22 protein-coding genes and 1 tRNA gene are annotated in these 26,262 nt (G+C 44.3%); 8 read left to right on the plus strand and 15 right to left on the minus strand.

Going from position 1 to position 26,262, the window contains the following annotated elements:
- Nucleotides 1-66: 66 nt before the first annotated feature.
- The 4 genes from FFM77_RS11890 to FFM77_RS11905 all read right to left on the minus strand — a co-directional run bounded on the left by FFM77_RS11890 (nucleotide 67) and on the right by FFM77_RS11905 (nucleotide 4,147).
- On the minus strand, nucleotides 67-669 hold the full coding sequence (locus FFM77_RS11890; protein ID WP_137635983.1) for a helix-turn-helix domain-containing protein: 603 nt from the start codon (nucleotides 667-669) through the stop codon (nucleotides 67-69).
- Nucleotides 670-773: 104 nt separating this feature from the next.
- The gene (locus tag FFM77_RS11895; protein ID WP_137635984.1) at nucleotides 774-2,759 is read right to left on the minus strand and encodes an acyltransferase family protein; all 1,986 of its coding nucleotides are present in this window, start codon (nucleotides 2,757-2,759) and stop codon (nucleotides 774-776) included.
- Between the two features lie 151 nt (nucleotides 2,760-2,910).
- Nucleotides 2,911-3,162: a hypothetical protein gene (locus FFM77_RS11900; RefSeq protein WP_137635985.1), complete on the minus strand. Its 252-nt coding sequence runs from the start codon at nucleotides 3,160-3,162 to the stop codon at nucleotides 2,911-2,913.
- A complete protein-coding gene (locus FFM77_RS11905) occupies nucleotides 3,155-4,147 on the minus strand; it encodes a biotin--[acetyl-CoA-carboxylase] ligase (protein WP_137635986.1) in 993 nt (330 codons plus the stop codon). The genes FFM77_RS11900 and FFM77_RS11905 overlap by 8 nt, the downstream gene beginning before the upstream one ends.
- 736 nt (nucleotides 4,148-4,883) lie before the next feature.
- On the opposite strand from FFM77_RS11905, the gene FFM77_RS11910 reads away from it, so the two are divergent.
- On the plus strand, nucleotides 4,884-5,789 hold the full coding sequence (locus tag FFM77_RS11910) for a proline-specific peptidase family protein (RefSeq protein WP_137635987.1): 906 nt from the start codon (nucleotides 4,884-4,886) through the stop codon (nucleotides 5,787-5,789).
- Between the two features lie 193 nt (nucleotides 5,790-5,982).
- On the opposite strand, the gene FFM77_RS11915 is transcribed toward FFM77_RS11910, so the two are convergent.
- On the minus strand, nucleotides 5,983-7,290 hold the full coding sequence (locus tag FFM77_RS11915; RefSeq protein ID WP_137635988.1) for an NCS2 family permease: 1,308 nt from the start codon (nucleotides 7,288-7,290) through the stop codon (nucleotides 5,983-5,985).
- A 225-nt stretch (nucleotides 7,291-7,515) separates the two neighbouring features.
- On the opposite strand from FFM77_RS11915, the gene FFM77_RS11920 reads away from it, so the two are divergent.
- Nucleotides 7,516-7,680, plus strand: coding sequence for a hypothetical protein (locus FFM77_RS11920; protein WP_137635989.1), 165 nt, complete (start codon nucleotides 7,516-7,518; stop codon nucleotides 7,678-7,680).
- Between the two features lie 45 nt (nucleotides 7,681-7,725).
- Here FFM77_RS11920 and FFM77_RS11925 read toward each other — a convergent pair whose 3' ends face one another.
- Entirely contained in the window at nucleotides 7,726-8,223 is a 498-nt protein-coding gene (locus FFM77_RS11925) for a MarR family winged helix-turn-helix transcriptional regulator (RefSeq protein ID WP_137635990.1), read from the minus strand.
- 175 nt (nucleotides 8,224-8,398) lie between these two features.
- Between FFM77_RS11925 and FFM77_RS11930 the strand changes: the two genes are divergently transcribed.
- From FFM77_RS11930 to ppx, 4 genes are all read left to right on the plus strand, one after another.
- Nucleotides 8,399-9,208 (plus strand): LicD family protein, encoded by an 810-nt coding sequence (locus FFM77_RS11930; RefSeq protein ID WP_137635991.1) that lies wholly within the window; start codon nucleotides 8,399-8,401, stop codon nucleotides 9,206-9,208.
- Between the two features lie 503 nt (nucleotides 9,209-9,711).
- On the plus strand, nucleotides 9,712-11,241 hold the full coding sequence (locus FFM77_RS11935; protein WP_137635992.1) for a Ppx/GppA phosphatase family protein: 1,530 nt from the start codon (nucleotides 9,712-9,714) through the stop codon (nucleotides 11,239-11,241).
- A gap of 2 nt (nucleotides 11,242-11,243) precedes the next feature.
- Nucleotides 11,244-13,400 carry an RNA degradosome polyphosphate kinase gene (locus tag FFM77_RS11940; protein ID WP_137636004.1) on the plus strand — a complete coding sequence of 719 codons (2,157 nt, stop codon included), beginning with the start codon at nucleotides 11,244-11,246 and terminating at the stop codon, nucleotides 13,398-13,400.
- Between the two features lie 2 nt (nucleotides 13,401-13,402).
- Nucleotides 13,403-14,356, plus strand: a complete 954-nt coding sequence (gene ppx / locus FFM77_RS11945; protein WP_137635993.1) for an exopolyphosphatase — start codon at nucleotides 13,403-13,405, stop codon at nucleotides 14,354-14,356.
- A 177-nt stretch (nucleotides 14,357-14,533) separates the two neighbouring features.
- Here the strand turns inward: ppx and FFM77_RS11950 are convergent, their stop codons facing one another.
- The 4 genes from FFM77_RS11950 to FFM77_RS11965 form a co-directional block, all read right to left on the minus strand.
- Nucleotides 14,534-14,737 (minus strand): hypothetical protein, encoded by a 204-nt coding sequence (locus FFM77_RS11950; protein WP_137635994.1) that lies wholly within the window; start codon nucleotides 14,735-14,737, stop codon nucleotides 14,534-14,536.
- Nucleotides 14,738-14,857: 120 nt separating this feature from the next.
- Nucleotides 14,858-15,280: a Spx/MgsR family RNA polymerase-binding regulatory protein gene (locus FFM77_RS11955; protein ID WP_137635995.1), complete on the minus strand. Its 423-nt coding sequence runs from the start codon at nucleotides 15,278-15,280 to the stop codon at nucleotides 14,858-14,860.
- Nucleotides 15,281-15,492: 212 nt separating this feature from the next.
- Nucleotides 15,493-15,564, minus strand: a tRNA-Asn gene (locus FFM77_RS11960).
- Between the two features lie 167 nt (nucleotides 15,565-15,731).
- Nucleotides 15,732-16,526 (minus strand): hypothetical protein, encoded by a 795-nt coding sequence (locus FFM77_RS11965; RefSeq protein WP_137635996.1) that lies wholly within the window; start codon nucleotides 16,524-16,526, stop codon nucleotides 15,732-15,734.
- 363 nt (nucleotides 16,527-16,889) lie between these two features.
- Here FFM77_RS11965 and glpK point away from each other — a divergent pair, with 363 nt between their 5' ends.
- The gene (glpK, locus tag FFM77_RS11970) at nucleotides 16,890-18,404 is read left to right on the plus strand and encodes a glycerol kinase GlpK (protein ID WP_137635997.1); all 1,515 of its coding nucleotides are present in this window, start codon (nucleotides 16,890-16,892) and stop codon (nucleotides 18,402-18,404) included.
- Nucleotides 18,405-18,672: 268 nt separating this feature from the next.
- Here the strand turns inward: glpK and FFM77_RS11975 are convergent, their stop codons facing one another.
- The 4 genes from FFM77_RS11975 to FFM77_RS11990 form a co-directional block, all read right to left on the minus strand.
- Complete coding sequence (locus FFM77_RS11975; protein ID WP_137635998.1) at nucleotides 18,673-21,447, minus strand: cation-translocating P-type ATPase; 2,775 nt, start codon at nucleotides 21,445-21,447, stop codon at nucleotides 18,673-18,675.
- Nucleotides 21,448-22,047: 600 nt separating this feature from the next.
- Nucleotides 22,048-22,800, minus strand: a complete 753-nt coding sequence (locus FFM77_RS11980) for a nitroreductase family protein (protein ID WP_137635999.1) — start codon at nucleotides 22,798-22,800, stop codon at nucleotides 22,048-22,050.
- 11 nt (nucleotides 22,801-22,811) lie between these two features.
- Nucleotides 22,812-23,222 carry a hypothetical protein gene (locus tag FFM77_RS11985; protein ID WP_223876834.1) on the minus strand — a complete coding sequence of 137 codons (411 nt, stop codon included), beginning with the start codon at nucleotides 23,220-23,222 and terminating at the stop codon, nucleotides 22,812-22,814.
- Between the two features lie 122 nt (nucleotides 23,223-23,344).
- Nucleotides 23,345-23,653 (minus strand): hypothetical protein, encoded by a 309-nt coding sequence (locus FFM77_RS11990; protein ID WP_137636000.1) that lies wholly within the window; start codon nucleotides 23,651-23,653, stop codon nucleotides 23,345-23,347.
- A gap of 243 nt (nucleotides 23,654-23,896) precedes the next feature.
- Between FFM77_RS11990 and FFM77_RS11995 the strand changes: the two genes are divergently transcribed.
- On the plus strand, nucleotides 23,897-24,556 hold the full coding sequence (locus FFM77_RS11995; RefSeq protein WP_307722479.1) for an EAL domain-containing protein: 660 nt from the start codon (nucleotides 23,897-23,899) through the stop codon (nucleotides 24,554-24,556).
- A 388-nt stretch (nucleotides 24,557-24,944) separates the two neighbouring features.
- Here FFM77_RS11995 and FFM77_RS12000 read toward each other — a convergent pair whose 3' ends face one another.
- The gene (locus tag FFM77_RS12000; protein ID WP_137636002.1) at nucleotides 24,945-26,030 is read right to left on the minus strand and encodes an ABC transporter ATP-binding protein; all 1,086 of its coding nucleotides are present in this window, start codon (nucleotides 26,028-26,030) and stop codon (nucleotides 24,945-24,947) included.
- Nucleotides 26,031-26,262: the final 232 nt, after the last annotated feature.

Here is a 26,262-nt window from a genome sequence, read left to right on the forward strand (position 1 = left end):
GATCCTCAAAATCTGAGGGTCGCATTTTTGAATGCTGCAATAATAGTTGGAATTGATAATAACCTCTTACTTTTCAGTTCGCACAATCAAGCACAAGAACAAGCCTGCACCTCCGAGCACCATCATTGGAATTGCAGCCCACGTTAGAACTTGCTTAATACTACTAACAATACCAATTCCTAAGATAAATCCTGAGATTAGCGCACCATATAAGCTAAGCCAACGATGCCGTTCACGCAACAATGGCCGTTCATCTAAACCAAAATGCCGATTAAATTTCGTCAAATAATTCAACGCTAACAAGCCAACTAGGAAAAATAAGCTCACCACCGGATTCATCAATTTTAGTTGCGGTTTAAAAAAGTTAACCACTACTAAAATCAAGTAACCACTCGCGAGTATCCGTAAGGTCAACTGAACGGGCCAAATTTGTCGTCGCACATCTTGTCGCCGTAAATAATCTGTCATCCCCGTGTCTTCCCTTAATAAGGTATCCAAGGACAAGCCGTAAAGATCACTCAGCTGCAACAAACTATCAATATCCGGATAACTATTCTCATTTTCCCAACTAGAAATTGTTTGCCGGGAAACATGCAATTGTTCAGCCACAGACTTTTGAGTTAGCTGCTGTGCTAGGCGACCTTGTTTTAACCGCTCTCCAAAACGCAATGCCATCAACTCCTTCATAAGTTAGGTTCATCATAACCTGTTTCACTTATAAGACCCTAGCTTAGAATCTTGGCACCTTGCTCTGGCGGTATTTGTTAGCCTTATTATTTACTTTTGGGTGCATTCACCGTTGCAATCCGATTAGCAATCAAAGCCGTTAAATGCTTGTTACCAGTCGTGTTCGGATGCACATTATCATCGCCGAACCAGCTACCTTGCTTTAAAGCCATGCTGTACCAATCAATCACATGCACATTTGAATACTTTTTCGCCGTCTTATTAATTTGAGTATTCACTTGATTTTGCCAACTACGCGTTGGGACGTGTGCCGTCACCCAAAAGACTTGATGACCAGGACCAATCGCATGAATAACCTGATCCGCTTGGGCATTGGTAATCGTCCCGTTTGTCCCAATATTCACTAGGACATTGGTTGACAATTGCCCTTGCGCCTTCAAGCTACTAATAATCACTGGTACGTCGGTAACTTGTCGCCCGACTTTACCTTGAATGACCGCCCCAGGGATGACTCGTTGCAAATCATTGGAAACATCCAACAAGACTGAATCACCAATCGCCGTCAAGTTTGTTTGTCCCATCGCCAGTACCACTTGTGGTTTCAAGTTATACGACTTAGCCACCGCTTTTTGCTTAGTATTTAACTTAGCTAACGCTTGCTTCGTCTTTAGCTTTTCAGCGGCAACCTGTTTAGAAGACGCTTTGACGGCTTCTTTTTGCCGTTTTAAGGCCGTGGCGTTCTGTTTCTTAACCGACTTAGAATTCTTCGTTAGCGTTTTTTGTAAACCAGTCTTTTGGGCTGTAGACGCTTTACTAGGCTGTTGCACAAAGCCAACCGCTGTGACAACGAACAATACGGCTGCCAAGCTAGCAATCGATCCGGTCACTTTGTTGAACCTAGGGGCCCGCATAAATGTCCGTAGATCACTGAAGACTTGGCTGTAATTATAGTGCCGCATTGGGTTTTCAATAAACCGATAGCTTAATTCGGTAAACACCATAATCAACGCAACTTCAATCACACTGTTCAATAAAGGATGGTCACCGATATTTTGTACGCGGGATTCATAGAAGATCATGACTGGAAATTGATACAAGTAAATGCCGTAGCTCCGTTGCCCAATATAAGTAAAGACTGGGTTGGTCAAGAGCCGATTCATATGACTGGCCGGATGTGCGACCGTGGCCACCAAGACTCCTGACAACAACGTGAACAAGAACATCCCACCATGATACGTGAAGCTGGATTCACCAGACATCTTAAAGAACATCCAGATTAACCCAATTAATGAACCGCCACCGATTAAGTCTAACGTCAACCGATTGACTGGTGCAAGCGTATCCGGTAAGTGTCGCGATGGCCATGCAAAGGCCAATCCAGAACCAATCAAAATCGCAAACATCCGCGTATCGGTCCCATAATAAACCCGGTTCGTATTCGCCGGATTATATAAAAGCGCCATTGTGACGGCCGAAATGACCGCCGCCAGCATCATTAATAAGAAGATCCGATGCCGCTCTTTCAAAATCAGCATTAAACCAATGACGACCAATGGCCAGAATAAGTAATACTGCCCTTCAATCGAGAGTGACCAAAGATGGGTAAACGGCGATTCACCGTTGAACCGATCGAAGTAACTCTGACCGTGCCCAATCTCAAACCAGTTATACACATACAGTAAGTTAGTCACCACCGTGGCCCGAATATTGGTCAATAATGATCGCTGAAACAAGGTAATATATGTGGTGGTGCCTAGTAACATCGTGACTAACGCCGGGTATAACCGGCGCAATCGCCGACCATAGAAATTCCACAGGCGAATTGACCCGTGGCCTTCCCATTCTTGTAATAAAATGTCCGTAATCAGGTAGCCCGATACCACGAAGAAAATCGGAACCCCTAAATAACCGCCTTGTAAGGATGCGGGCATTAAATGATAAATAATGACCCCCAAAACCGCTAACGTCCGAATACCATCGAACCCGGTGATATACCGGCGTGGACGCATGCGGTGCCGGTTCATCCGCGACATCGTGCGGCTCATGTTTACGCCCTGTAAATTTTCGTTCATTTTCCCATTACCCCTTGAATTGTTACTTCAGTGATTAGCTATCCATAACTAACGATCTTAATAGTTCTACTATAATATGGCAATCAACGCTTTGACTAGTATTAGTCGGACTTTTTTAGTTATTCTTATTAACCACCAAAGTCCTTAATTTTTAACGACTCGCGACCCTTGATTTCACAGCAACGACCACTACACTAACCTTGTCACACCCACTACAGCGACTATGGTTACCTTGATGATGGTTAGCATCACGACTGGTACTGCCCGATAGTGATTGCGGTGTGCCAGTCGTTAAGGTTAACCAGTACGCACCTGCAAATAATTGACCAACCACACTGACCACGTTATTCATAATTAATCCTGACGTTTGTTTGGTATATTTACGAAGCCTATGTTCACCCACGGTAGTCCCCTGTCAGGAGATTAACCTTGGTAATTTCACCAGAACTCAAATGCTGGACCTCTCCAGTTGGCAGTTGTACGACCAGCGCACCGGTAGCATCAATATCATTGACCACCCCGGTAATCGTCGTAGCGCCCGTCTTTAATTCGACTTGTTGGCCAATCACCATCGACAAGCGTCGATAATCGGCCATGAAATCACCAGTTGTATAAGTTTGATAACTGGTAAAGAATTCAGATAACAACGTACTGACTACTTGATTACGCGTCACCGTTAACTCAGTGGTCACGGCCCCAGCCTTTTGTTTTAACTCAACGGGGAAGTCACCCGTTGGTAGTGTCAAGTTGATGCCAATCCCGACAATAACGGTTGAAATCTGACCACTTTCTAAATCAGTTGTTGCCTCCGACAAGATGCCAACTACCTTATGATGATTGACTAACACATCATTGACCCACTTAAGCGCCACCGTGACATCGAACAGTTGGTCCAATGTCTTGGCGACCGCGACCGCTGTCCCCGTCGTTAACAACCCGGGATCAAACCGGGCACCGGCTTTGATTGGCAAACCGATACTTAGATACAATCCGGTCGCACTTGGCGAATAAAACGGTCGCCCAAAGCGGCCATAGCCGCCCGTCTGCGTATCGGCTACTACCACAGTCGGTTCCGTCAGTGGATCAGTAACCGCCAAACGTTTGAGATAGGCATTAGTTGAATCAACCTGATCCAACGTTAACAGCTTCGGCCGAACCGGACCCGTTAACCCCGCCATAATGACTGGTGCACTCAATTGATTATTGGCCACGTAACGATAGCCAAGGCCATGACGACTTTCAATCGAATAACCGGCCGTCTGCAAACTTTGAATTGCTTTCCAAACTGCAGTCCGACTGACCCCAATCTGTTGCGCTAAACCATCACCAGAATAATAATTCGGTGCCGTCTGCATCAAAAACTTTAAAACTTCTGTCTGGGTTGCCATCGATCGTGTCCACCTAACTTTCAAACTTGTTAACCTATTATTTCATACCGGTTAACCGACCGCAATTGATTCGAGCATTTGTAATATTACATTTTCATAAAAACTGGTAAAAGAATCGTTATATTTGTTAATTTAGTGTTCTTGCCACTCTGGTTGGCCCAGAATTGGCTGGAACGTGGTGGCCACGTTTGGAAGCCAAAGTACGGTCTTCCAAGCCGGGCTTTATCTAAGTCGGAGAACCACCGACTAAGATAAACGACACCACTGAGCCAATTCTGGGCCGCCCGCTGTTAACTAACAGGAATTAAAAACATTGACATCAGTTCGGTCATTTAGCCGAGAAGTTGGTTCCTAAAATGCTCAGCCATGTCGTTGGCCTTAGTCCGAGCAAACCACTCGCACTAAGGCCAAGGTCAGTTTTGAAGACCGGGCTTGGCTTCAAAATGGCCCATGGCGTTCCAGCGTTTTAGGAACCAACCAGTAGGCGGCAATTTCAACTAGCACCAAGCGTATAGAAACGATAAATTAAGCATTGAACAGTATCGACATACCAGACACTACTACAATTATGTCCTACCACTTTAACAGCGTTATCCGTGTAACCGTATACATATGCATTTGATTTGAATCGGGCTAGGCCACTAAAGGCAACCAAAACAACGGTTTGTCGGTGATTGCCAAACCATTTTTAACAGTGGTATGATGGTTAGTAAATATAAGAAATTAGGTGATCATTTTGAAACAAGGCACAACGATCATTACATTGGATAACGGTTACCATTTATGGACCAATACCCAAGGTGAAGGTGACATTCATTTACTCTGTCTCCATGGTGGCCCTGGTGGCAATCATGAATATTGGGAAAACTTCGGTGAAAAGTTAGCTGATTTAGGCGTCCAAGTCACCATGTATGACCAATTAGGCTCATGGTACTCCGATCAACCCGACTACTCTGACCCTGAAATTGCTAAGAAATACCTCACTTATGACTACTTCTTGGATGAAGTTGAAGAAGTTCGTCAAAAGTTAGGCATCGACAAGTTCTACTTAATCGGTCAATCATGGGGCGGCGCTTTGACAATGCTCTATGCCTTGAAATATGGCCAACACTTAAAAGGTGCCATCATTTCTAGCATGGTCGATAATATTGACGAATACGTCGTCAACGTTAACAAATGTCGTGAAGAATGCTTGCCAGCCGATGCGGTTGCCTATATGAAGCAAAAAGAAGCTGAAGGCAATTGGGATGATCCCCAATATCAAAAATACGTGGACGTGTTAAACGCTAACTACGTGGACCGCAAACAGCCAACAGCCATCTCGCATTTGATCAACACGATGGCTACCCCCGTTTACAACGCCTTCCAAGGTGACAACGAATTTGTCATCACTGGTAAGTTAAAGGAATGGGATATCCGGGACCAAATCCACAACATCAAAGTGCCAACATTATTGACCTTTGGTGAACATGAAACCATGCCACTCGACTCAGCTCGGCGCATGGCACGTGATATTCCAAACTCACGCTTAGTTACCACGCCAAACGGTGGTCATCATCATATGATTGATAATGCCCCGGTTTACTTCGACCACTTGGAACAATTTATCAAGGATGTTGAAGACGGCAGCTTTAACAAATAATTAGCTCATACCGCTAACCTACTTTGGGTTGGCGGTATTTTTTTCAACTTAGATAACCCCGGCTTGTGGAGGACCGCACTTTGGCTCCCAAACGCGGCCACCACGTTCCAGCCGATTCTGGCCCAACCAGAGTGGCAATTTAATCTAAAAAAAGCCGCCCCGGCAATTGCCAAAGCGACCCATTAAATTCAAATTAAACGTTTAAGATCCAGAGGAAGATAATAAAGATAAAGAAGAGCACATACATTAACGGATGAACATCCTTGCCATGTTTAGTGGCTACCATCGTAATCACGTAACTGATGAACCCTAAAGCAATCCCATCTGAGATACTGTAAGTCAATGGCATCCCAATGACCGTCAAGAAGGCTGGCACGGCAATTTCAAAACGTTCCCAATGAATTTGCTTCAATGATTCAGCCATTAAGACCCCGACAATAATTAACGCCGGCGCTGTCACTTGGTCGGTAACCACGTTCAATAATGGTGAGAAGAATAACCCGAAAATGAATAAGATCCCCGTTACCACGGCACTAAAACCAGAGCGGCCACCAACGGCAATCCCAGCTGATGATTCAACATAAGCGGAAGTTGGTGACGTCCCTAAGACTGAGCCCACCAACATTGACGTGGAATCGGCCATTAAGGCTTTTCCAACTCGCGGCATCTTGTTGTCTTTCATAAACCCAGCTTGTTCAGCCAAACCAACTAACGTCCCTGCCGTATCAAAGAACGTGACTAATAAGAATGTTAGCACTACGATGACTAATTGCAGACTATTGATGTCACCAATATGTGATAGTGCGACCCCAAATGTTGGTTTTAGTGACGGCGCTGCTGACACAACGGTCGTTGGCATCTTAATTAAGCCAGTCACTAGGCCCAAGATCGAGGTTAAGACCATCCCAATGAAAATCCCACCAGGAACTTTACGTGCCATCAAAATCAACGTAACGATTAATCCAAAAATTGTTAACCAAGTCGTCCCAACACTTAATGAGCCTAAACCGACCACGGTTGACTTGTTGGCCACAATCAAGCCACCACCATGTAACCCGATAAACGCAATAAAGAAGCCGATCCCGGCCGAGATGGCCAACTTCATATCACGCGGAATCGCATCAATAATCATTTCGCGTAACTTAAAGATCGTGATAATCATGAAAATCACTGAAGCAACGAATACCCCGGCTAAAGCGGTCTCCCACTTCACACCCATCCCAATCACGACGGAATACGTGAAGAAGGCGTTGACCCCTAATCCTGGTGCAATCGCAATCGGATACTTCGCAACTAATCCCATTAACAAGCAACCTAATGCTGACGCTAACGCAGTGGCGGTAAAGACAGCCCCTTTACTCATCCCGGAAGCCCCTAACACGCTAGGGTTAACAAACAGGATATAAGCCATCGAAACAAACGTGGTGAGGCCAGCCAAACTTTCCGTTCGGACATTGGTCTTGAGTTCTGAAAAATTAAAATATGCCGCTATTTTATTCATGATTTCCTCCAAAAAATTATAATTGCAGAAATTGCACATTTGTAAACGTTCGTGTTTTACTAATCTTTAACACTAATTATCTTATCATTGTTCATCATTAAAAACAATATCCGAACACTAATTAATTATCATTAGTTTTATTTTCATTTTTAAATTGACCAAACGTGTATTACAATGTAAGTGATTACATGCTAAGTTTAATCATTTTTTGAGGGAGTGAGTCTTATGGCTAGTTCCAAGTTCAGTGCAATTTTCTTTTTAATTCTATACGCGGTCCTGCTATTTCTCGTCTTCACGATGCATAATATGGCCGCCATGTACTTGATGGCAATTGGGATGTTTTTAGAAGCCTGCGAAGGTGTTTATTGTAACTTCTTCCATAAAGAATAAAAAATCAGATGGCGCTGGAAAAATGCTTCCGCCCCATCTGATTTTTTAATGATGATAATGCAATTGACTGGTATCGCTATGCTCCCCGAGCTTTGCGACTTGATTGGTAATCGTCTGCATCATCTCAAGTACTTGATTAATCTGCGGGACACCTAGCTGTTTGACCCAAGCTTCAAAATGTTCGGTAATGGCTTGGTCAACTTGAGCCTCGACCCGTTGACCGCCTTCGGTTAAGTGTAAGTATAACCTGCGTCTGTCAGTTGGATCTGGCACTTGAAAAACATAATGTTGAGACAATAAAGCTTTGATTTGCCGTGAAATGGCACTCCGAGTGACTTTACGTTGCACTGCAATATCATTCAACGTCACTTCATCTGCCGTAGCAATTCGGCGAAGAATCAAAAATTGTTCAAAGGAAAGATTATTTTGACTTAACGGCCATGCCACTAAATCCGCCATAATTTTCGTGGCATTTTGATAGGCCTCAAAATAATTATTTAATAAATCCGTTAAATCCGTATCGTTAGTCATTACCATCACCATCGTTCCATCCTCAAGATTTGCTATTTTCTAAAATATAACACGCCTTTAACCAATTTGCACAGATTCACCAACACAATTTGGTTAATTCCTCTGGTAAAGCATCCTGCCTAACATTTCAATTTCAAAACGTGTATGATTGAGATATGAATTAAACCGCTTACGAGGAGATGTTTAAATGTCATTAACCCCCTTGCACCAAGTTGAATTGAACTTAATGCAACGCGTTATTAACATTTGTGACGCTGAAGCTATCGATTACTTTTTAATCGGCGGCTCACTACTCGGTGCGATTCGTCATCACGGCTTCATTCCGTGGGATGACGACATCGACATCGGCATGCGCCGCGATGAATACCAACGCTTCATTACAGTCGCCAATCACTATCTGGACCCTAACCAGACCTTTTTACAGACTGGTGCGAGTGACCCAGATTACGGACTCAGTTATATGAAGCTACTGGATGCCACCACGTACATCGAAGAAAAGAATAACGTCAATAATGCCTTTAAAGGCGTCTTTGTTGATATCTTTCCGTTCGATAAGATTCCTGATGATACTGACTTACGCCGGTCACAAATGATGCACTACAAGTTGGAGGACGCCGCCATTTTGCTGCGCCTCAACTATAACTTCGTTAAGACCCCGTTGCGCAACCTCATCACTAAGAAAACACCGCAACAGTTGGCAGAAGTTAACGACCATAAACAACAGCGTGAAGATTACATGCGGTTATACGAACATTCTGATTCACGGACCTACAAGAATCTTGCATCGCAATATGATTACGATAAGGAAATTCTCAGCTATGATGAGCTAACTGAGTTACAAACGGCACCGTTTGAATCCTTACAGGTCAAGATTCCAAAAGCTTACGATGCCATTTTGACCCGGATGTATGGTGACTATATGCAACTACCGCCAGCTGATAAACGCGTTGAAAAACATTTGAACAAACTAATCATTAATAATCGCGAAATCTTGTAATTGCGACTAAGGTAGTTCCGAAACCAGTAACGGCTTCCGAGCTACCTTTTTTAGAAATTTCATATTATTAGCTGACTTAAAGCTGCTACTCTGAAAAATATTTGATTAACCTATTGATGCTAGTCACAACCACTAACTACCAGTGAAAAATTATCGGTTATTTTATAAATACTTGGTCATTAACGCCGGGCGGGCCAGAATTGGCTCAGTGGTGTCGTTTCACTTAGTCGGTGGTTTCCCCGCTTAGTGAAAGCCCGGCTTTCGAGACCGCACTATGGCTCGAAAACGTGGCCACCACGTTCCAGCCGATTCTAGGCCAACCAGAGTGGTAACTTAAACCGACTAATACCAAACAGCCACTCATGAAAAACTAATTTATTTTTTTAACAGTAATCACCCTTAATTTGCGTATGTTAAAATTGAGGGTGTAAAGAAACCGATTTAAAGCGCGATAAATCAACTTTAACCATCAGCCACATCAATTAAACAAATGGGGGATAACCATGGCAGCAAAACTTTTTGGCATTATGATGATCAATGTACAAAGCATCGAGCTTTCCATCGTTAACTTGCGAACGCTAAAGCAAGTTGAACGAGTGCGCTCGGATGTGTCCCTCGGGGAAGATATCTATGATCAACACACAATTGATTATGATTCAGTCGAACAAGCGACCCAAGCCCTGACTGGTTTTATTCAGATCATTCATGATTATGGCGTTGAAGACTATCATCTATGGGGATCGTGGTCACTGTCAACAGCCGACAATGCCGATTACATTCAAGATCAATTACTCGTCCGAACGGGGCTCAAGATTGACTGGTTATCCAACAGTCAAGAGACCTACTTGCGGTCAGCGGCCGTTGCGGTTAACTTTCCAAAGTTCAAACAAGTCATTCAACAACCTACCTACTTATTAGGGATTAACTCTGGGAGCGTTGGCATTTCACATTACAATCACGGCAATTTTAGCTTTTCACGGAGCCTGCGCTTAGGCCCCGTTCGCATCGCCGAAGTCTTGGAAGACCTCCAATCAACGGTACCTAATTATGTCGAAGTCTTAGATGATTATATTTCTAGCGAAATTGCGGACTTTGGTCGCTTCTTGCCGGCCACTAACCACCAGCCAAGCAACGTCGTCATGTTAGGGGTTGCCCCATTTTCAAACCTCTTTCAGCAACAAACAACCAAAGCTGGCGTGACTGAAATGACCAAGACTGACTTTCAAGCCCTCTACAATGATGTCATCAATGCCTCCGATCAGTACTTAATGGATAAATACGAAGTTGATGAGAACGATGTCCACTTTATTGTGCCCGAACTCTTGTTAATCAACGAACTATTACAACTGACCAACGCTGAAACGATTTGGCTGGGGAACGTCACCGTTTTAGATGGCTTAATCATTCAAGAGGCCGTCAAGTTAGGTTATAAGAAGTATAACTTCAACGACCAGATTGTGACAGCAGCAACCAACTTGGCCAACCGCTACAATGTTGAACCCAAACATCGCGACTTGGTCACCAAATTCTCACTACATTTATTCGACCAACTCAAACCACTGCATCACTTAGGCAAGCGTGACCGACTCCTCTTACAAGTCGCCGCCATTGTCCATGATGTCGGTAGTTATATCGACCCGCATCAACATTATATGCATTCAGATTATATCTTACGGGCAACGGAAATCACGGGTCTGACGAACGACGAAAAACAAATTATCGCCACAATTGCCCGCTATCACAGTGCGCAGACGCCATCTAAAGATATCAAGCATTTTGAGCATATGACGCTTGAACAACGCCTCGTTATCTCAAAATTGTCCGCAATTTTGCGGATTGCGGACGCTTTAGATGATGGTCGCCAACAAAAGATTACTAAAATCTCTGTCTCTATAAAAAATCCAAAAGTCATCATTACGTGTTACTCACATGATGACCTGTTTCTAGAAAACTGGGTGTTCTCGCAAAAAGCCGAATTTTTCAAGGAGGTTTTTGGCCTGACACCGGTAATTAAACGTCGGGGGGTACGTTAATGATGAATTATCATAAGGAAAGTTATTACACCAATCGAGAACTCAGTTGGATGGACTTCAACTATCGTGTCTTGGAAGAAGCTCGCGATAAAGAGAATCCATTATTGGAACGTGTTCGCTTCTTAGGGATTACGCAAAGTAATCTTGATGAATTCTTCACCGTCCGGGTCGCTTCACTTCGCAAGTTGATGTCCGTCAACTACACCAAGCCAGACCCAGCCGGCCTAACACCGAGTGACCAAGTCGCCGCTATCAGTGCCGAAGCGCACGAAATGGTCAAGCGACAATATAACACTTTGAATCGCTCACTGTTGCCGTTACTTGAACAACACGATATTCGCTTATTAACCATGGCAGATTTAACAAGTGAACAATATACGTTCGTTAAGAACTACTTTGACGATGAACTCTATCCAGCCTTAACCCCGATGGCGGACGATTCATCGCGGCCGTTCCCATTCATCGGTAACAATACGTTGAATATTGCGTTACGCATTTATAAAAATGGCAATAAAAAAGACCGCAAATTTGCGACCGTGCAAGTTCCCGATGTTTTCCCACGAGTCGTGGTTTTACCTGGGGCTGAAAATCGGTTTATCTTAATCGAAGATATCATCAAAGCCTTTGTCGGTTCCCTCTTCATTAACTACACCGTTAAAGAGACCAGTGCCTATCGGGTCATTCGTGACTTGGACTTAGATGTGGCTGAAGAAGATACGTCCGATTTATTGAAAGAAGTCCAAAAGCAACTCAAAATGCGGGAACGCGGGAAGGTTATGCGCCTAGAAGTTGAAAAGAGCATGAGCAAACACCAGCGGACCCGGCTATCCAAAGCATTAGGCAGTACTGAAAGCGCACTTTACGTGGTTAATGGGCCACTGAACTTGACGTTCTTATCTAAGCTTGTCAAAGCCGTGACCGGCCATGATGATTTGAATTATCCGAAGTATCACGCTTACTACCCGGCTGTTTACCGGGAAAAGTCAATTTTCGACTTAATCAAAGACCATGATATTCTCATGCAATATCCTTACGATGATTTCCAGCCCGTCGTGGACTTTATTCATGAAGCCGCCGAAGATAAAAATGTCTTAGCCATTAAGATGACCCTCTACCGGGTTTCTGCCGACTCCCCCATTATTAAATACTTGGGCCAAGCCGCCCAGAACGGAAAGCAAGTCACTGTTTTGGTCGAAGTTAAAGCCCGTTTCGATGAAGAGAATAACGTCCATTGGGCTAAAAAGCTGGAAGAAATGGGTTGCCATGTCATTTATGGCCTCATCGGCTTGAAGACTCATTGTAAATTAGCGTTAGTCGTGCGGCGTGAAAATGAAGGCATCAAGCGCTACATGCACATGGGGACTGGGAACTACAACGATGTGACCGCCCACTTCTATACCGACCTCGGCTTATTTACCGCTGATACTGATATGGGGATCGATGCGTCCAACATTTTCAATATGTTGTCCGGTTATTCCGAACCGCCTTATTTCCACAAATTGCATATTTCTCCCGACGGTATTCGCGACTTCATTAATGAAAAGCTGGACGCGGAGATTGCCATTGCCAAGGCTGGTCGGCCAGCCTTGGTCAAGATGAAGATGAACTCGCTTTCTGATCCGCAAATTATCAGCAAACTCTATGAAGCTTCCCACGCTGGCGTTAAGATCCAATTAATCGTGCGCGGTATTTGCTGCTTAAAGACGGGCATCAAGGGGATTTCCGATAACATTGAGTTACATTCAATCATCGGGCGCTTATTGGAACATAGCCGGATCTACTACTTCAGTAACGATGGCGAGCCACAAATCTACTTGTCGAGTGCCGATATGATGACCCGGAACTTAAATCGCCGGGTTGAATTGCTCTTCCCACTCTTACAGCCTGAAATCAGCAAACGGGCTATGGAAATTTTTGAGACGATGTGGCACGATACGGTCAAGACACGGATCTTACAACCAGACGACACCTTCTTGAAGTGTGACCGTCGCGGCTTACCGAACTTGGATTCACAAGCTACCTTTATTAAGCAGGCTGAAGACCGGGTTGCGGCTGATCATGCCACCCCGACGCCAACGAGTACAGCCCATCAATTTATTCCAATGATGAGTCCGAAAAATGAACCAGATCCGTTACATGATGATGGAGGTGATCAATAAGTATGGAAAATTTTGCAGTAATTGATCTAGGATCCAACTCGTGTCGCATGACTGTGACCCAGATTCATGACGATGGCGGCTATACAGTCACGCATCGGCTTAAAGAGATGGTGCGTTTATCTGAAAATGAAAACGTGACGGAGCTACCAACTTTACAACCAGCCGCCATCGAACGGACCATTGCGGCTTTGAAATCCTTTAAAACCATCTATGATCAATTGCCTAACCTGACGCTAAAAGCGTTAGCGACTGCGGCGACGCGTAAAGCCACTAATCAGAAGAAATTCTTGAAACAAGTCAAGACGGAACTCGGCTTAGACATCGAAGTCATTCCCGGGACGACTGAGGCCTATTATGATTACTTAGGCGTCGTTAACACCTTACCGACCACTAACTGTGTCATGATGGATACCGGCGGCGGTAGTTGTGAATTGGTGCTAATGATCAACGGCCAAGCTAAACATTTAGTGAGCTTACCGATTGGTGCTGTCAGTTTATCCGAAAAGTTTCAACTAGGCGACGCTATTCCGGCCAATGCCCTGTTTAAGGCTATGACCTTCGTTGATAAATTATTCAACAGCGTTTGGTGGCTGCGCAATGGTCTCAATCTCCCTTTAGTTTGTTTAGGGGGCAGTAATCGGACCTTAGCTAAAATCAATCGCCGCCAGAATAACTTTCTCGACTTTGAAGATATTCACGGTTACCGGTTGAAAGATACGGCAATTTACAAGACTTTCGATGATGTCCTCACTCAAGATGCTGTTGGCCGCGCAAAAATTCCGGGTCTAGCCAAGGATCGCGCCGATATCATCGTCGGTGGGATGGTGCCAGCCATTACCTTAATGCGTTATTTGGATTCTGACCGCATGATTTTCTCACAAAATGGCTTACGCGAAGGCGTTCTCTTTGAACACCTGACTGCGTTAGCAGAACAAAATAGTAAGGTCAGTGAATAATCCACTGATTCCAGATCAACAAATGAGTTAACTTGGAATTGCCACTCTGGTTGGACCAGCATCGGCTGGAACGTGGCAGTTTTAACTAACGCCGTATCAACAAAACAATAAAAAGCAGTCGTCAGTAAAGGCCCCATTAGAAGGGACTTACTGACGACTGCTTTTATCTAATCTGCTTTAATGCTTATGCTGGTCTTGTTGATCCTGATGCCAACTCGTCGGACTCCATAATTGGCCCTCCATCGAGCCACGTAAACTTTCAATCTCGGCTTGTTGGTCATCGATTGTTTTAATAATGCCTGCAATTATGGCTTGATTTGCTGGTGTCTGTAACTTTTTTAACTCTTGGATCGCCCATGTCGCTTGATCGGCTTCACTCATGGTTACCCCGCCCTTCATCTTTGCTGATATCAATTGTACGCAATTTAAGACTATCTGCCAAACTTTTCGCTTGTAACAAAAAAGGATCGCGCTTATGCACAATCCTCTCGCTCTCGGTGCCTACCCAACTGCTTGTTGGTCGTCATCATATAGCTTTTGTTGAATCTCACGTAATTCTGACTTACGCACTGAACGTGGCAAAAATGCCCGAATATCTTCTTCGTTATAACCGATTTGTAAACGACGCCCATCATAGATGATTGGCCGTTTTAAGAGTTGTGGTTTTTCGACTAATAAATCTAACAGCTGATTAAAGCCTAATTCTGACAAGTCGATGTGCAATGCCTTGAAAGCCTTGGACCGCGTTGAAACAATGTCCTCGAAGCCGTTTTCCGTTAGCCGGAGGATCTGTTTCAATTCATCGCGATCTAGCGGGTTCGCAATAATGTCGCGTTCATTGAAGGGAATGCCATTAGCAACCAACCATGCCCGTGCACTACGGCTTGACTTGCTAGATGTTGAATAATATAAATTTACTGTCACGATGAATTCCTCCTAAGTTTACAGTAAGTGGTTTTAACACTTACTTTTATATAGTAAGTATACGTTGTTAGTCAATAATAGTCAAGGTTTGTCAGGAAACTTTTTCATATTGATTTAATGAAGAAAGTTTGATGGTTTTGCGAACCACGTCACTGGCCACAAAAGCGGTATCTCAATTGTGAGATACCGCCAAACCAACTAATATTGACTGACTGCCCGGGCTGGGATCGAACCAGCGACCTCTTGATTAACAGTCAATTATTCTACCGCTGAACTACCGGGCAATTTTGCTACTCAATAGTTATAACACATTGTGCCATTGAAATACAATCTTTTTTTAATTTTTCACCATTTTTTCTCATTGTAGTTCAGCTTAAAACGTAAAAGCACCTGATAATTAGCAAGCCATTCACAGGTTGCGCAAAATATTTTCGCAACTAACTTATAACAATTACTTAACCGGCGTTAATAATCCCAGCCATGACATCACCGTAAAGTCTTGATCGTGCAATTGTTTTTGCAATTCATTGCGGATTTCAATCGGACTTAAGGTCGTGCGCAAATCAAAATAATAATCACCACGCTGATTGTGCATCGTTGGCAACCACTTGCCTAACTTTGTTAAGCCACTGACATCTGGGGCTTGGGTCTGATGGTGAAATTGGATATGCAAGGTCGGCTGCCAAGTCGCTTGCCGGTCACCCGTCCGTTGTATCAACTGGCAGACTTGCCGATGATAGCGTAAGGCTAAGCGGCCCCCCATAATCATGCCAACTAACATTAATCCGCCACCAAGTCCCAGCGCACCTAATAATAAGTTTGTTAAGACCGCATTTGCGTTACCCTGTGCGCTCCCGAAAACGGCGGCACACATTAGTAACCATAACCCAATGACCCACGCATTCATCGAGTTAATCGCTAAATCGCGTGCCCAACGCGTGACTTTTAAGCGTTCTTTGTCATCAGCCGTGACGACTCGCCGCCCAATAACCGGTTGTCCAGTATACACGACACCAACACCCAGCCGTTCATAGGTATAGCTCGTTAACGGCTTAAATTGCGCCGCTAATGGTTTTAATGCGACAACTGGTACATATTCAGTCATCACCGTTACAACGTGCTCAGCAGGCTTAAACTGATAATGACAGCCCTTGACAGCTGTCAACTGCCAACCATGATGGGCCTGACGATTCAACCAACGACTTTCGGCTAATGACCCTTTCAAAAAGAAACGTCTTTTTTGCATGCGCATCGCCTCCATTATGTGACCTGAAGCCTATCCAATAATTAGTTAAGGCCTTATTATATTCATATTGGTCTATTTTTCAATTATTTGATCACACGCTGATGATCCGGACAGAAAGCTTGATAATCAATAAAGTGTGTTTTGTTGACAATGGCAGCCCTTTCCTAAAGATTTGATTGGTCTAGGTTACCAACTTCATGAAGACCCCACTAATTGCTAGTTAATTGCTGTTAGACCTTATTTATTAAATTTCTTATATTTATTCACAAATCTAACAAATCATGCTAATCTTAAGCATAAATAGCGTTCAATTAAAAGCGCTTTCAATACGACTAAAATAACTCATGAAATGAAGGGAATACTATGCCTGCAGAATACATCATGGCGATTGACGAAGGGACTACTAGTACCCGGGCGATCATTTTCGACCATGCGGGTAAACAAGTCGCTGATTCGCAACGTGAATTTCCACAATACTTCCCCCAACCTGGTTGGGTCGAACATAACGCTAACGAAATTTGGAATGCAGTCTTATCAACGATCGCCAACGTCTTTATCGACTCTGGGATTCGCCCTGATCAGATCAAAGGAATTGGGATTACTAACCAACGCGAAACCACCATTGTTTGGGATAAAAAGACCGGCTTACCGATTTACAATGCCATCGTCTGGCAATCACGCCAAACTGCACCGTTAGCAGATCAATTAATTGCCGATGGAGCCGGTGACATGATTCACGAACACACCGGCCTGATTACCGATGCCTACTTCTCGGCCACGAAGATTCGCTGGATCTTAGATCATGTTCCTGGCGCCCAAGCTCGGGCTGAAAAAGGCGACCTCTTATTTGGGACGATTGACACGTGGATTGTCTGGAAGCTAACCGGTGGCCGAGTTCATGTGACGGACTACTCCAATGCCAGTCGGACCATGTTATTTAACATTCACAACTTAACTTGGGACGACCAGATTTTGGAACTCTTGAACATTCCACGCAAGATGCTGCCAGACGTCCGGTCTAACTCCGAAGTTTATGGCTCAACCAAGGACTATAACTTCTATGGTAGCGAAGTGCCTATCAGCGGAATGGCTGGTGATCAGCAAGCTGCCCTCTTTGGTCAGATGGCCTTTGAACCCGGGATGGTCAAAAACACGTATGGGACTGGGGCGTTCACCGTTATGAATATCGGTGAAAAGCCACAATTGTCTGATCATAATTTACTGACCACGATTGCGTATGGCCTCAATGGCAAAGTGACCTATGCGTTGGAAGGTTCGATCTTCGTGGCTGGTTCCGCGATTCAATGGTTGCGCGACGGGATGCGCTTAGTCGAAACCGCCCCTGAATCTGAAGAAATGGCCCGGGCTTCGCATAATCATAATGAAATCTATGTCGTGCCCGCCTTTACCGGTCTCGGCGCGCCTTACTGGGATTCCAATGCCCGGGGTTCCGTCTTTGGTCTGACCCGCGGTTCGACGCGTGAAGACTTCGTCAAAGCAACGCTACAATCATTGGCCTATCAATCTCGCGACGTCATCGACACGATGCAAAAAGACGCCAATATGACAATTCCAACGCTAAAAGTTGACGGTGGCGCTGCGCGTAATGACTTGCTGATGCAATTCCAAGCGGATATCTCCAATGTTGAGATTCAACGTGCTGCTGACTTAGAGACCACTGCGCTAGGGGCCGCTTTCTTAGCCGGACTCGCGGTTGGTTACTGGTCTGACTTAGATGAGATCAAAGCCTCGCATAAAGATGGTGATCACTTCTCACCACAGATGAGTGCTGCTGAACGGAACAACTTGTACGCCGGCTGGCAAACGGCTGTTAAAGCAGCACAAATGTTCAAACACACGCCTTATCAAGCTGATTAAATCAAAAAAGCCTAATAACGTGGACTTTCTAAGTTCATATTATTAGGCTTTTATATTTATAATTTTTAGCAGGAAAATACGATTACCAGTAAAAGTAAATTAACCCTAAACAAATTAACAAGATAAAAATTAGTACAACCACTATAAATAGTTGCTTAATAAATTTATCCATCTAAAACTTCCTTAATTTTATTATTAATCAAGTGCACTCGCCACGTAGATAGTACAATGCAATTGCACGTAATTAAACTAGATGCATTTATCATTTTTAACGGGCCAGCCACCAAGTCTTAATGCCCGAGATCACTAGTACTGGCACTGCCGGCAACAAGATTACCATTACATACACGCCATTGCTCAACCGGGCTGTGCCCATCACGTCATTAAAGAATGGCGACAACGTTACGAGCAATGAACTAACTGCCGAGAACGCCACAGCCATAACCAGTTTAGAATTACTAAACGGATTGCGATGGAACAATGTTTTAGAGCTCCGGGCATCGAATACGTGCCATAGCTGGCCAAAGACTAAGGTTAAAAAAGCCACGGTTTGCGTCGCTTCCACTGACAGACCACTACTGGCTGCCCAGATAAAGGCGATAAAGACCACGGCCCCCATCACGATCCCCCGTAACAAGACGCGGCCTAAGAGACCATCGGCTAAAATTGACGCTTGGCTATTCCGCGGTGGGACTTGCATCAGATCACCTTCCGGCACGTCGTAACCCAAGGCAAACGATGGTAAGGCATCGCTGACCATATTGACCCACAGGACCATTAACGCCGTCAACGTCGGTGTATTACTGCTGACCTGACCAATATCATGGGTGATCAGTAACAATCCTAGTAATAGCGACAAGACTTCGGCCACATTGGTCGTCAATTCGTGACGCATAAAGTTTTTAATATTGGTGAAAATCGTCCGGCCAGCTTCAACGGAATGTTCAATCGTGGTGAATTTATCATCCATCAAAATTAGATCCGCCGATTCTTTGGTTACGTCCGTTCCGTTTATCCCCATCGCCACACCAATATCCGCTACTCGTAACGCTGGTGCATCGTTCACACCATCCCCGGTCATCGCCACCACTTCACCTTGGCGTTGCAGTTGTCGCACAATTCGTTGCTTGTGTGCTGGTGAGACGCGCGCATAGACGCGGACATCAGGGACCCGCGCAAACAACTCATCATCGCTCAGTTGGTCGATTTCACGACCTTCTAACACTTGGTTAGCCGTAGCCGTTTGGTCCAACATTCCTAGTTTAGCCGCAATCGCTTGGGCCGTTTTGGCGTGGTCTCCGGTGATCATGACCACCTTAATCGCCGCTGCTTGCAAGGTCGCCACCGAATGCCGAACTTCTTCACGTGGCGGATCAATAATCCCAGCTAGACCAAGCAGCGTCAAGTGTTGTTCCAAGTCAGCCATCGGTAAATGCAACGCTTCGTCCGCCGTAATGACCCGTTCACTCACTGCCAACGTTCGCAACGCCTCAGCTGCAAAGGCTTCAATCTTCGCCATAAACGTCGCACGTCCAGTTTCGATTGGAACTAACTGATCAGCTATCGCTAAATAATCAGCATGTTGTAACAAGACATCGGGTGCACCTTTTGTGATGACCTTGTACTGATCCCCCTGCTTAATCACGACACTCATCATCTTCCGAGTACTATCAAACGGAAATAGTCGCAAGATATCAACATCATTTGCCCCAGACTGATCAAGCAAAGTTGCTCGCTCTAAACCAGCTTTCTGGCCTAATACGACTAAAGCGACATCGGTCGGGTTACCAAACGGCACGTAACTGCCTTGCTCATTTTTTGCCACCGTTGCTTCATTATCCAAGATACTCGCCGTTATAAAAGCTTGTGCTACTCCCAACTGATCAGCTGGGGCCAGCTCACCCAATGGTTCATAACCGCGACCTTCGACTTCAAAATCCTGTCCATTAGCAAAAAAGCGTGTTACGGTCATTTCATTCTTCGTTAACGTCCCGGTCTTATCTGAGGCAATAAACGTCGTCGCCCCCAAAGTTTCGACACTGTTTAATGACTTGATCAAGCCATTGCTCTTTGACAAGACAGTCGCGCCAATCGTTAAGACAATTGAGAGCACCGCTGGCAAAGCATCGGGAATTGCGGCAACCGCTAATGCAATTGCCGTAGATAATAAAGCCGCAAAGCTCGCAACTGAGAAGCTCCCGGTCGTCAACCAAGTCTTCACGGTTCCAGCAATCAAGGTGAATAAAACGATACCGCCCGCCACCAACATCAGCTTGTGCGTCAAGCCGTTGACGGTCTTTTCAATAGGCGTTAGTTGAGTCGGTGTATCCTTTAGTAACCCAGCAATCTTCCCCAATTCCGTCTGCACACCGGTTGCCACCACAACTGCATAACCGTTGCCACTCGTCACGGTCGATCCCGAATAACCCATATTCTTGCGATCACCCAAGTCAGTATCGGCTGGAACCGCGTCAACCTGCTTCGCAATCGGCAACGATTCGCCAGTTAAATGGGCCTCCAAAACCGCTAACTCCGAAACTTTGAGCCAGCGCACATCGGCTTCAATAAAATCGCCAGTCTTCACGCTGATAATATCGCCGGGTACTAATAAATTCGCCGCGACTTTATCCCAATTGTCATCCCGTAAGACTGCAACTTGATGATTGTTCATCGCTTTTAAACTCGCTAACGATTTGCGAGCATTCGCTGTCTGCCAGACTGATAAACCACTATTGATTAAGATCAAAATCATAATTGCAATCGCTTCATAGAAGGACGACCAAGCATGTTGCACATCACCAGTCTGAACTAAGTCATAACCGCCACTGACTAATGACAGTGTGACCGCTAACAGTAAGATAATCACGAGCGGTTCTTTAAAGCTGCGCAAAAAAACGAGCCAAATCGGGGTCGGCGGCACGACTGGCAATTCATTCTTGCCAGTGGTCACTAATCGTTGTTGCACGTCCGTACTCGTTAAACCGGTCTGCCGGTCGGTTTTTAAATCCGCTAAGACGGTTGCTTTAGATTGGTCATAAAACATAAGTGGTCCTCCTTTATTGGGCTTCAGTAACAAGTTAAGCTTAACAAATCGTTTAATTCGTGCCAACTATAAGCCACTTATACCGATATTGTTCATTACTTGAAGACGACGATCTAAATAAACTTAATATGAAGGAATTTACCCTAAACCGCCAGCTGAAATTTCATCATTTTCTAATCTTGGAACAGCCGTTTACAGTAAACTACGCTCAGCGCTAGGTGAACTTGCTGCCTGCCGGTTGGTTCCTAAAACGCTGGAACGCCAACGACACGGCTAATCATTTTAGGAATCAACGGCTCGGCTAAATTTGTGGTCAACAAGAGATAATCATTAATCCCCGTTAGTTAACGTCGGGCGGACCAGAATTGGCTCAGTGGTGTCGTTTATCTTAGTCGGTGATTTTCCGACTTAGATAAAGCCCGGCTTGGAAGACCGCACTTCGGCTTCCAAACGCGGCCACCACATTCCAGCCAATTCTGGTCCAACCAGAGTGGCAATTTAAACCAACCAGTACCAAGAAGCGTAGTCAGCACAAAAAAACTCACTGAAAGTCAATTCAGTGAGCAGGTCCCTAACTTTATTTAATTGACAAACTGGCAACTAATCGCCAATCTCCGGTAGAAAGCCTTGCCGTTGCGCAATCTTCAAAAAGTCACGCCGTTTAGCCGCAGTCCCTAAGGCTTCTCGCGTCATATCAGCTAAATGTTCATCCCGGGCGCCACTACTGCGGTGCTGGTAATAGGCGTGCAAGGTTTGGTCAAACTTTGTCAACTCAGCTTGATAACTCGCCGGCTGCACATAGTGATCCTTAAACAAGATGGCATCCAATCCCAACCGTGGTTTCTTTTCTGGCTGTGTCGCTGGATACCCAATTTGAAACCCAAAGACTGGTAACGTCAAAGCCGGTAACTGTAATAAGTCAATCACAGCTTGCGTGTCATTATTGATAGAGCCCAAGACGACGCTGCCAAGCCCCAAACTTTCAGTGACCATCACCATCGCTTCAGTCATTAGCGTTGCATCTTCCACACTGCCCATAAACCGGTCTAATTCGGTTAAGGCGCGCTTAGCCGCCGGGGTAGCGGCTAACTGGACGTTACGTTGTTGATCAGCTAAGACCACCAATAAACGGCCTTGTGTGGCGACTGTTGCCCGCGTCGTCAACGTTGCCAATTGTTGACGGATATGAGGATCGGTCACTTCAATTAAGCTATACGCTTGTAAATACTGACTCGTTGGGGCTTGTTGGGCACTAGTGATAATCTGGGCCAACGTGGCATCACTGACCGGCTGATCAGTAAAGTTCCGCTGGGTCCGATGCTGGTTTAACAACTCAATAATGGCATTACTCAAAATAAAGGCTCCTATCCTTGGACTAATTCAGTTGACCACACGTTTAGTTGGGGCAACACGTCGACATTCAAATTAAACACGATCCGTTCACAGACTTGGTCAATCTGAATACTGTGAAATAAGGGGTAGCGAACCCGCCCCACTGACTGTTGAACGATGACACTCAAGGTACTCAAATTATCGAGCGCCGTTTCGAGTAACGTCATCGACCGTTGCGGGAAGTATTCCCGTTGTAGTGCCGGATCATCTAGTGCTTGACCGACCATCGTTTCGACATCGTGTTTCGTTAACAACAAACTTTCGGGGTGTTCATTAATCAGTCGCAGTAAAATCTTTAAGGTTAACACGGTTTCAAACTCATTGCGAAACCGAAACTTCGTTTGAAACCGCGTCTGGATAAATTGTAACAATTCTTTCCTCACTAGCTTGGTCCTCTCTTCAAGAAACTTGGTCTACATTACCATATTTCTGCGAATTTGTAAGGCAATGACCTCAGCCACCCAGAAAAAAACGTCATCCCCAATAGGATAACGTCTAACCACCTTTAACCAATATGATTTTCCTTTAAAACCGTATCAACTTCCGTCTGCATCTCCGGCGTCTTCGTCCATTCTTCCCAATGATCCATCGCTTCAGTCGGAATTTCAAAATTCTCGTTGATGTATTGTTGATAAGCGGCGACGTGCACAGAATGTGGAATATTTAGCTGCAAGATCCGCACTTGCTTGATAAAGCCACGTTCAGCCGCTAACTCAGCGCGGCCGTTCATCAACATATTGCCAAGCTCCATATAAGTTGTCCCGTCATTGCGGGTAATTTCTTGAATCAAATCTAACGTTTCATGATTTTTCAAATTAATCCCTCACTTCAAGTTTTAGTATAGCGGGCAACTTTTTACGTGTCAAAAAAGTCATGATGGGCTATTAAGTCGGAAACCCCTCCTAAATACCTGTTTTTTGACCATTATATTACCAACATTGTCGCAAATTAATTGCAGGCTAGTTTCATTTATCATACAATAAGGTTAAATAAATTAACGAACCTGGAAATTGTATTAAACAGGCGTTAGGAGGAGAGCATTATTTTTAAATTTTTTGTGCAACCACAAATTGATGTCCGGAAACATCAGGTTTATGGTTACGAAACCTTATTACGTAAATCTGAACCTGAGGGCTGGCGGGTGCCAACTAATTTTCTAGCGCTGTCTATCGCTGAACAAGCTCAATTAATTGAACAAGCCGTTCATGAACTAGGCACCAACCTATCACATCAATTCCTCGCTTTTAACCTCAATCGCGCGCAATTTGAACAAACAGATACTTTGGACACCCTACTCAAACTAAAATCACGGATTGAACCCGTTCGCTTAGCCATTGAATTAACCGAAGCACCAACATTGGCACAGATGCAACATTATAGTGAGGTTCTCCATCAACACGAGATGAAACTTGACCTCGATGATGTTGGCACTGGCTCTAATACCTATGCCAACATCAAAGACTTTCTACCATACGCGGATAAAATCAAGTTTGCGATGCAAAATCTACGAATGAGCGGCATTCCTGAAAAGATTCCATCACAGTTAGACTTTTGGGCTAAACAAGCCCATCAGCATCACTTGACTATGATCTTAGAAGGTATCGAGGACGAGCAAGACCAAGCGCTAGCCGCCAAATACGGGGTACATATTCATCAAGGTTACCTTTACAGTAAACCGGTGATGCCGACTGAACTTACTGAAAACCTAACCTTTTAATAACGAAACGATTGTTGCTATAGCTGGCACAACCGTTTTTTTGTTACACAAAAAAACCACTATCCAAAGATAGTGGTCGGCATAAGAGAGAAAGAGAATTGATTAGAAGGTAACTAAATACCTTACATGCTTAGAATAAGCGATATTGAAAGCGTTGTCAATGGTTAGTGAAAATAAATAGAAAAATTATCAAAAATTGATAGATAAATTGATATTTAAGCACCATCAATTAATTCATCGCCTCTATGAAAGCGATTTACCCGTGACTGTAACTGGATTAGCGGTTAGTCCGTTAAATTAGTTCAACTAATAAATCATGATAACTATTTTAATACTACAGTAACAAAAGAATCTCGACTACCATCGTAATCGAGATTCTTTCAAATTGCTATTTAACTGACTTAGTAACCCCAGGACCAACTAAAGTCGTCGTTGGGTGCAAGATTGATGATGGATTAGCCACCACACTCTTAAGCGAGTGACCGGAAACATTAACCAACATCAAGAAGACCAATACGATTAACAGTGCCCATGAAAAGAGTTTCGTTGGAATCGGCATCGTTTCTGAAATCACACTGCTGTAAAAGTCATGTTGTACATCACGCGCGACATGCCGATTATCTGGTTCAGCTTGTTGGCGTTCTGCCGTGACCTTTTCTTGATACGCTTTAATATCAAAATTCTTTTGCTTTTCTTTAGCATCCTTTTGATATTTACGCTTATCTTTCTTCGATAAGGCTTTGAACATCTTAATGAAGGCCCGATATTCTTTTACGACTGGTTCAGTCGCCCCGATCTGCTTTAAATCACCGTATTGAATCCAAGCGACACGGTCACAGATCATTTCAATTTGTTTTAAAGAATGACTGACGAAGATAATCGTCTTGCCTTCTTCTTTAAATTCTTTAATTTTTTCCACACACTTTTGATAGAACGTATCATCACCAACCGATAACGCTTCATCAATAATCAAGATATCTGGATTAATGTGCACAGCAATGGCAAAGCCTAGCCGTGACTTCATCCCGGATGAATAACTTTTAACCGGTTGATACAAGAAATCACCGATATCCGCAAAAGCCACGATATCATCAAGCATCTCATCGATTTCTTGATTCGTGAGTCCCATCATCAACGCTTTCAAACGAATGTTTTCAAGCCCCGTCAATTGACCACGTAACCCAGACTTAATGGCAACGATCGAGGTATCCCCACGAACATCGACAACCCCGGTCGTTTGTGGAATCACGCCTGAAATAATATTCGATAACGTTGACTTACCAGAACCGTTGACCCCAATTAGGCCCAAGGTTTCACCTGCATGGACTTCTAGCGAGATCCCTTTTAAGGCCCAGAATTCGGGAATTTTTTGGTTGGAAAGTGAAAAGAACGCCTTTAATTGATCAGAACGCGTTTTAAATAAGTCGAATTCCTTCGTCACATTTTGCACTTTAATTTTGTAATCAGTTGTCATTTTAAATACTTCCTAATTATAAGCGATTCACGACACGCTATTTCTTTCGATATTACTAACTGCTTCATGTTACTAGAGAACCCGATTAGCGTCAAGCATCCGCCTGAAGCTTAAAACTAAATTAACCGCTAATTGGATTGCCGCCTGCCGGTTGCTTCCTAAAACGCTGGAACGCCATGGGCCATTTTGAAGCCAAAGTTGAGGTGTACCCCAAAAGTTGGAACACAATCTG

Source organism: Lactiplantibacillus songbeiensis (assembly GCF_005405125.1).
GTDB classification, from domain to species: Bacteria; Bacillota; Bacilli; order Lactobacillales; family Lactobacillaceae; genus Lactiplantibacillus; species Lactiplantibacillus songbeiensis.

Bases quoted from the DNA above. Each gene is read 5' to 3' on its own strand.
- FFM77_RS11895 (WP_137635984.1), bottom strand. From the start codon at position 2,759: ATGAACGAAAATTTACAGGGCGTAAACATGAGCCGCACGATGTCGCGG.
- FFM77_RS11905 (WP_137635986.1), bottom strand. From the start codon at position 4,147: ATGGCAACCCAGACAGAAGTTTTAAAGTTTTTGATGCAGACGGCACCG.
- FFM77_RS11915 (WP_137635988.1), bottom strand. From the start codon at position 7,290: ATGAATAAAATAGCGGCATATTTTAATTTTTCAGAACTCAAGACCAAT.
- FFM77_RS11920 (WP_137635989.1), top strand. From the start codon at position 7,516: ATGGCTAGTTCCAAGTTCAGTGCAATTTTCTTTTTAATTCTATACGCG.
- FFM77_RS11925 (WP_137635990.1), bottom strand. From the start codon at position 8,223: ATGGTGATGGTAATGACTAACGATACGGATTTAACGGATTTATTAAAT.
- FFM77_RS11930 (WP_137635991.1), top strand. From the start codon at position 8,399: ATGTCATTAACCCCCTTGCACCAAGTTGAATTGAACTTAATGCAACGC.
- FFM77_RS11935 (WP_137635992.1), top strand. From the start codon at position 9,712: ATGGCAGCAAAACTTTTTGGCATTATGATGATCAATGTACAAAGCATC.
- FFM77_RS11940 (WP_137636004.1), top strand. From the start codon at position 11,244: ATGAATTATCATAAGGAAAGTTATTACACCAATCGAGAACTCAGTTGG.
- ppx (WP_137635993.1), top strand. From the start codon at position 13,403: ATGGAAAATTTTGCAGTAATTGATCTAGGATCCAACTCGTGTCGCATG.
- FFM77_RS11950 (WP_137635994.1), bottom strand. From the start codon at position 14,737: ATGAGTGAAGCCGATCAAGCGACATGGGCGATCCAAGAGTTAAAAAAG.
- FFM77_RS11965 (WP_137635996.1), bottom strand. From the start codon at position 16,526: ATGCAAAAAAGACGTTTCTTTTTGAAAGGGTCATTAGCCGAAAGTCGT.
- glpK (WP_137635997.1), top strand. From the start codon at position 16,890: ATGCCTGCAGAATACATCATGGCGATTGACGAAGGGACTACTAGTACC.
- FFM77_RS11975 (WP_137635998.1), bottom strand. From the start codon at position 21,447: ATGTTTTATGACCAATCTAAAGCAACCGTCTTAGCGGATTTAAAAACC.
- FFM77_RS12000 (WP_137636002.1), bottom strand. From the start codon at position 26,030: ATGACAACTGATTACAAAATTAAAGTGCAAAATGTGACGAAGGAATTC.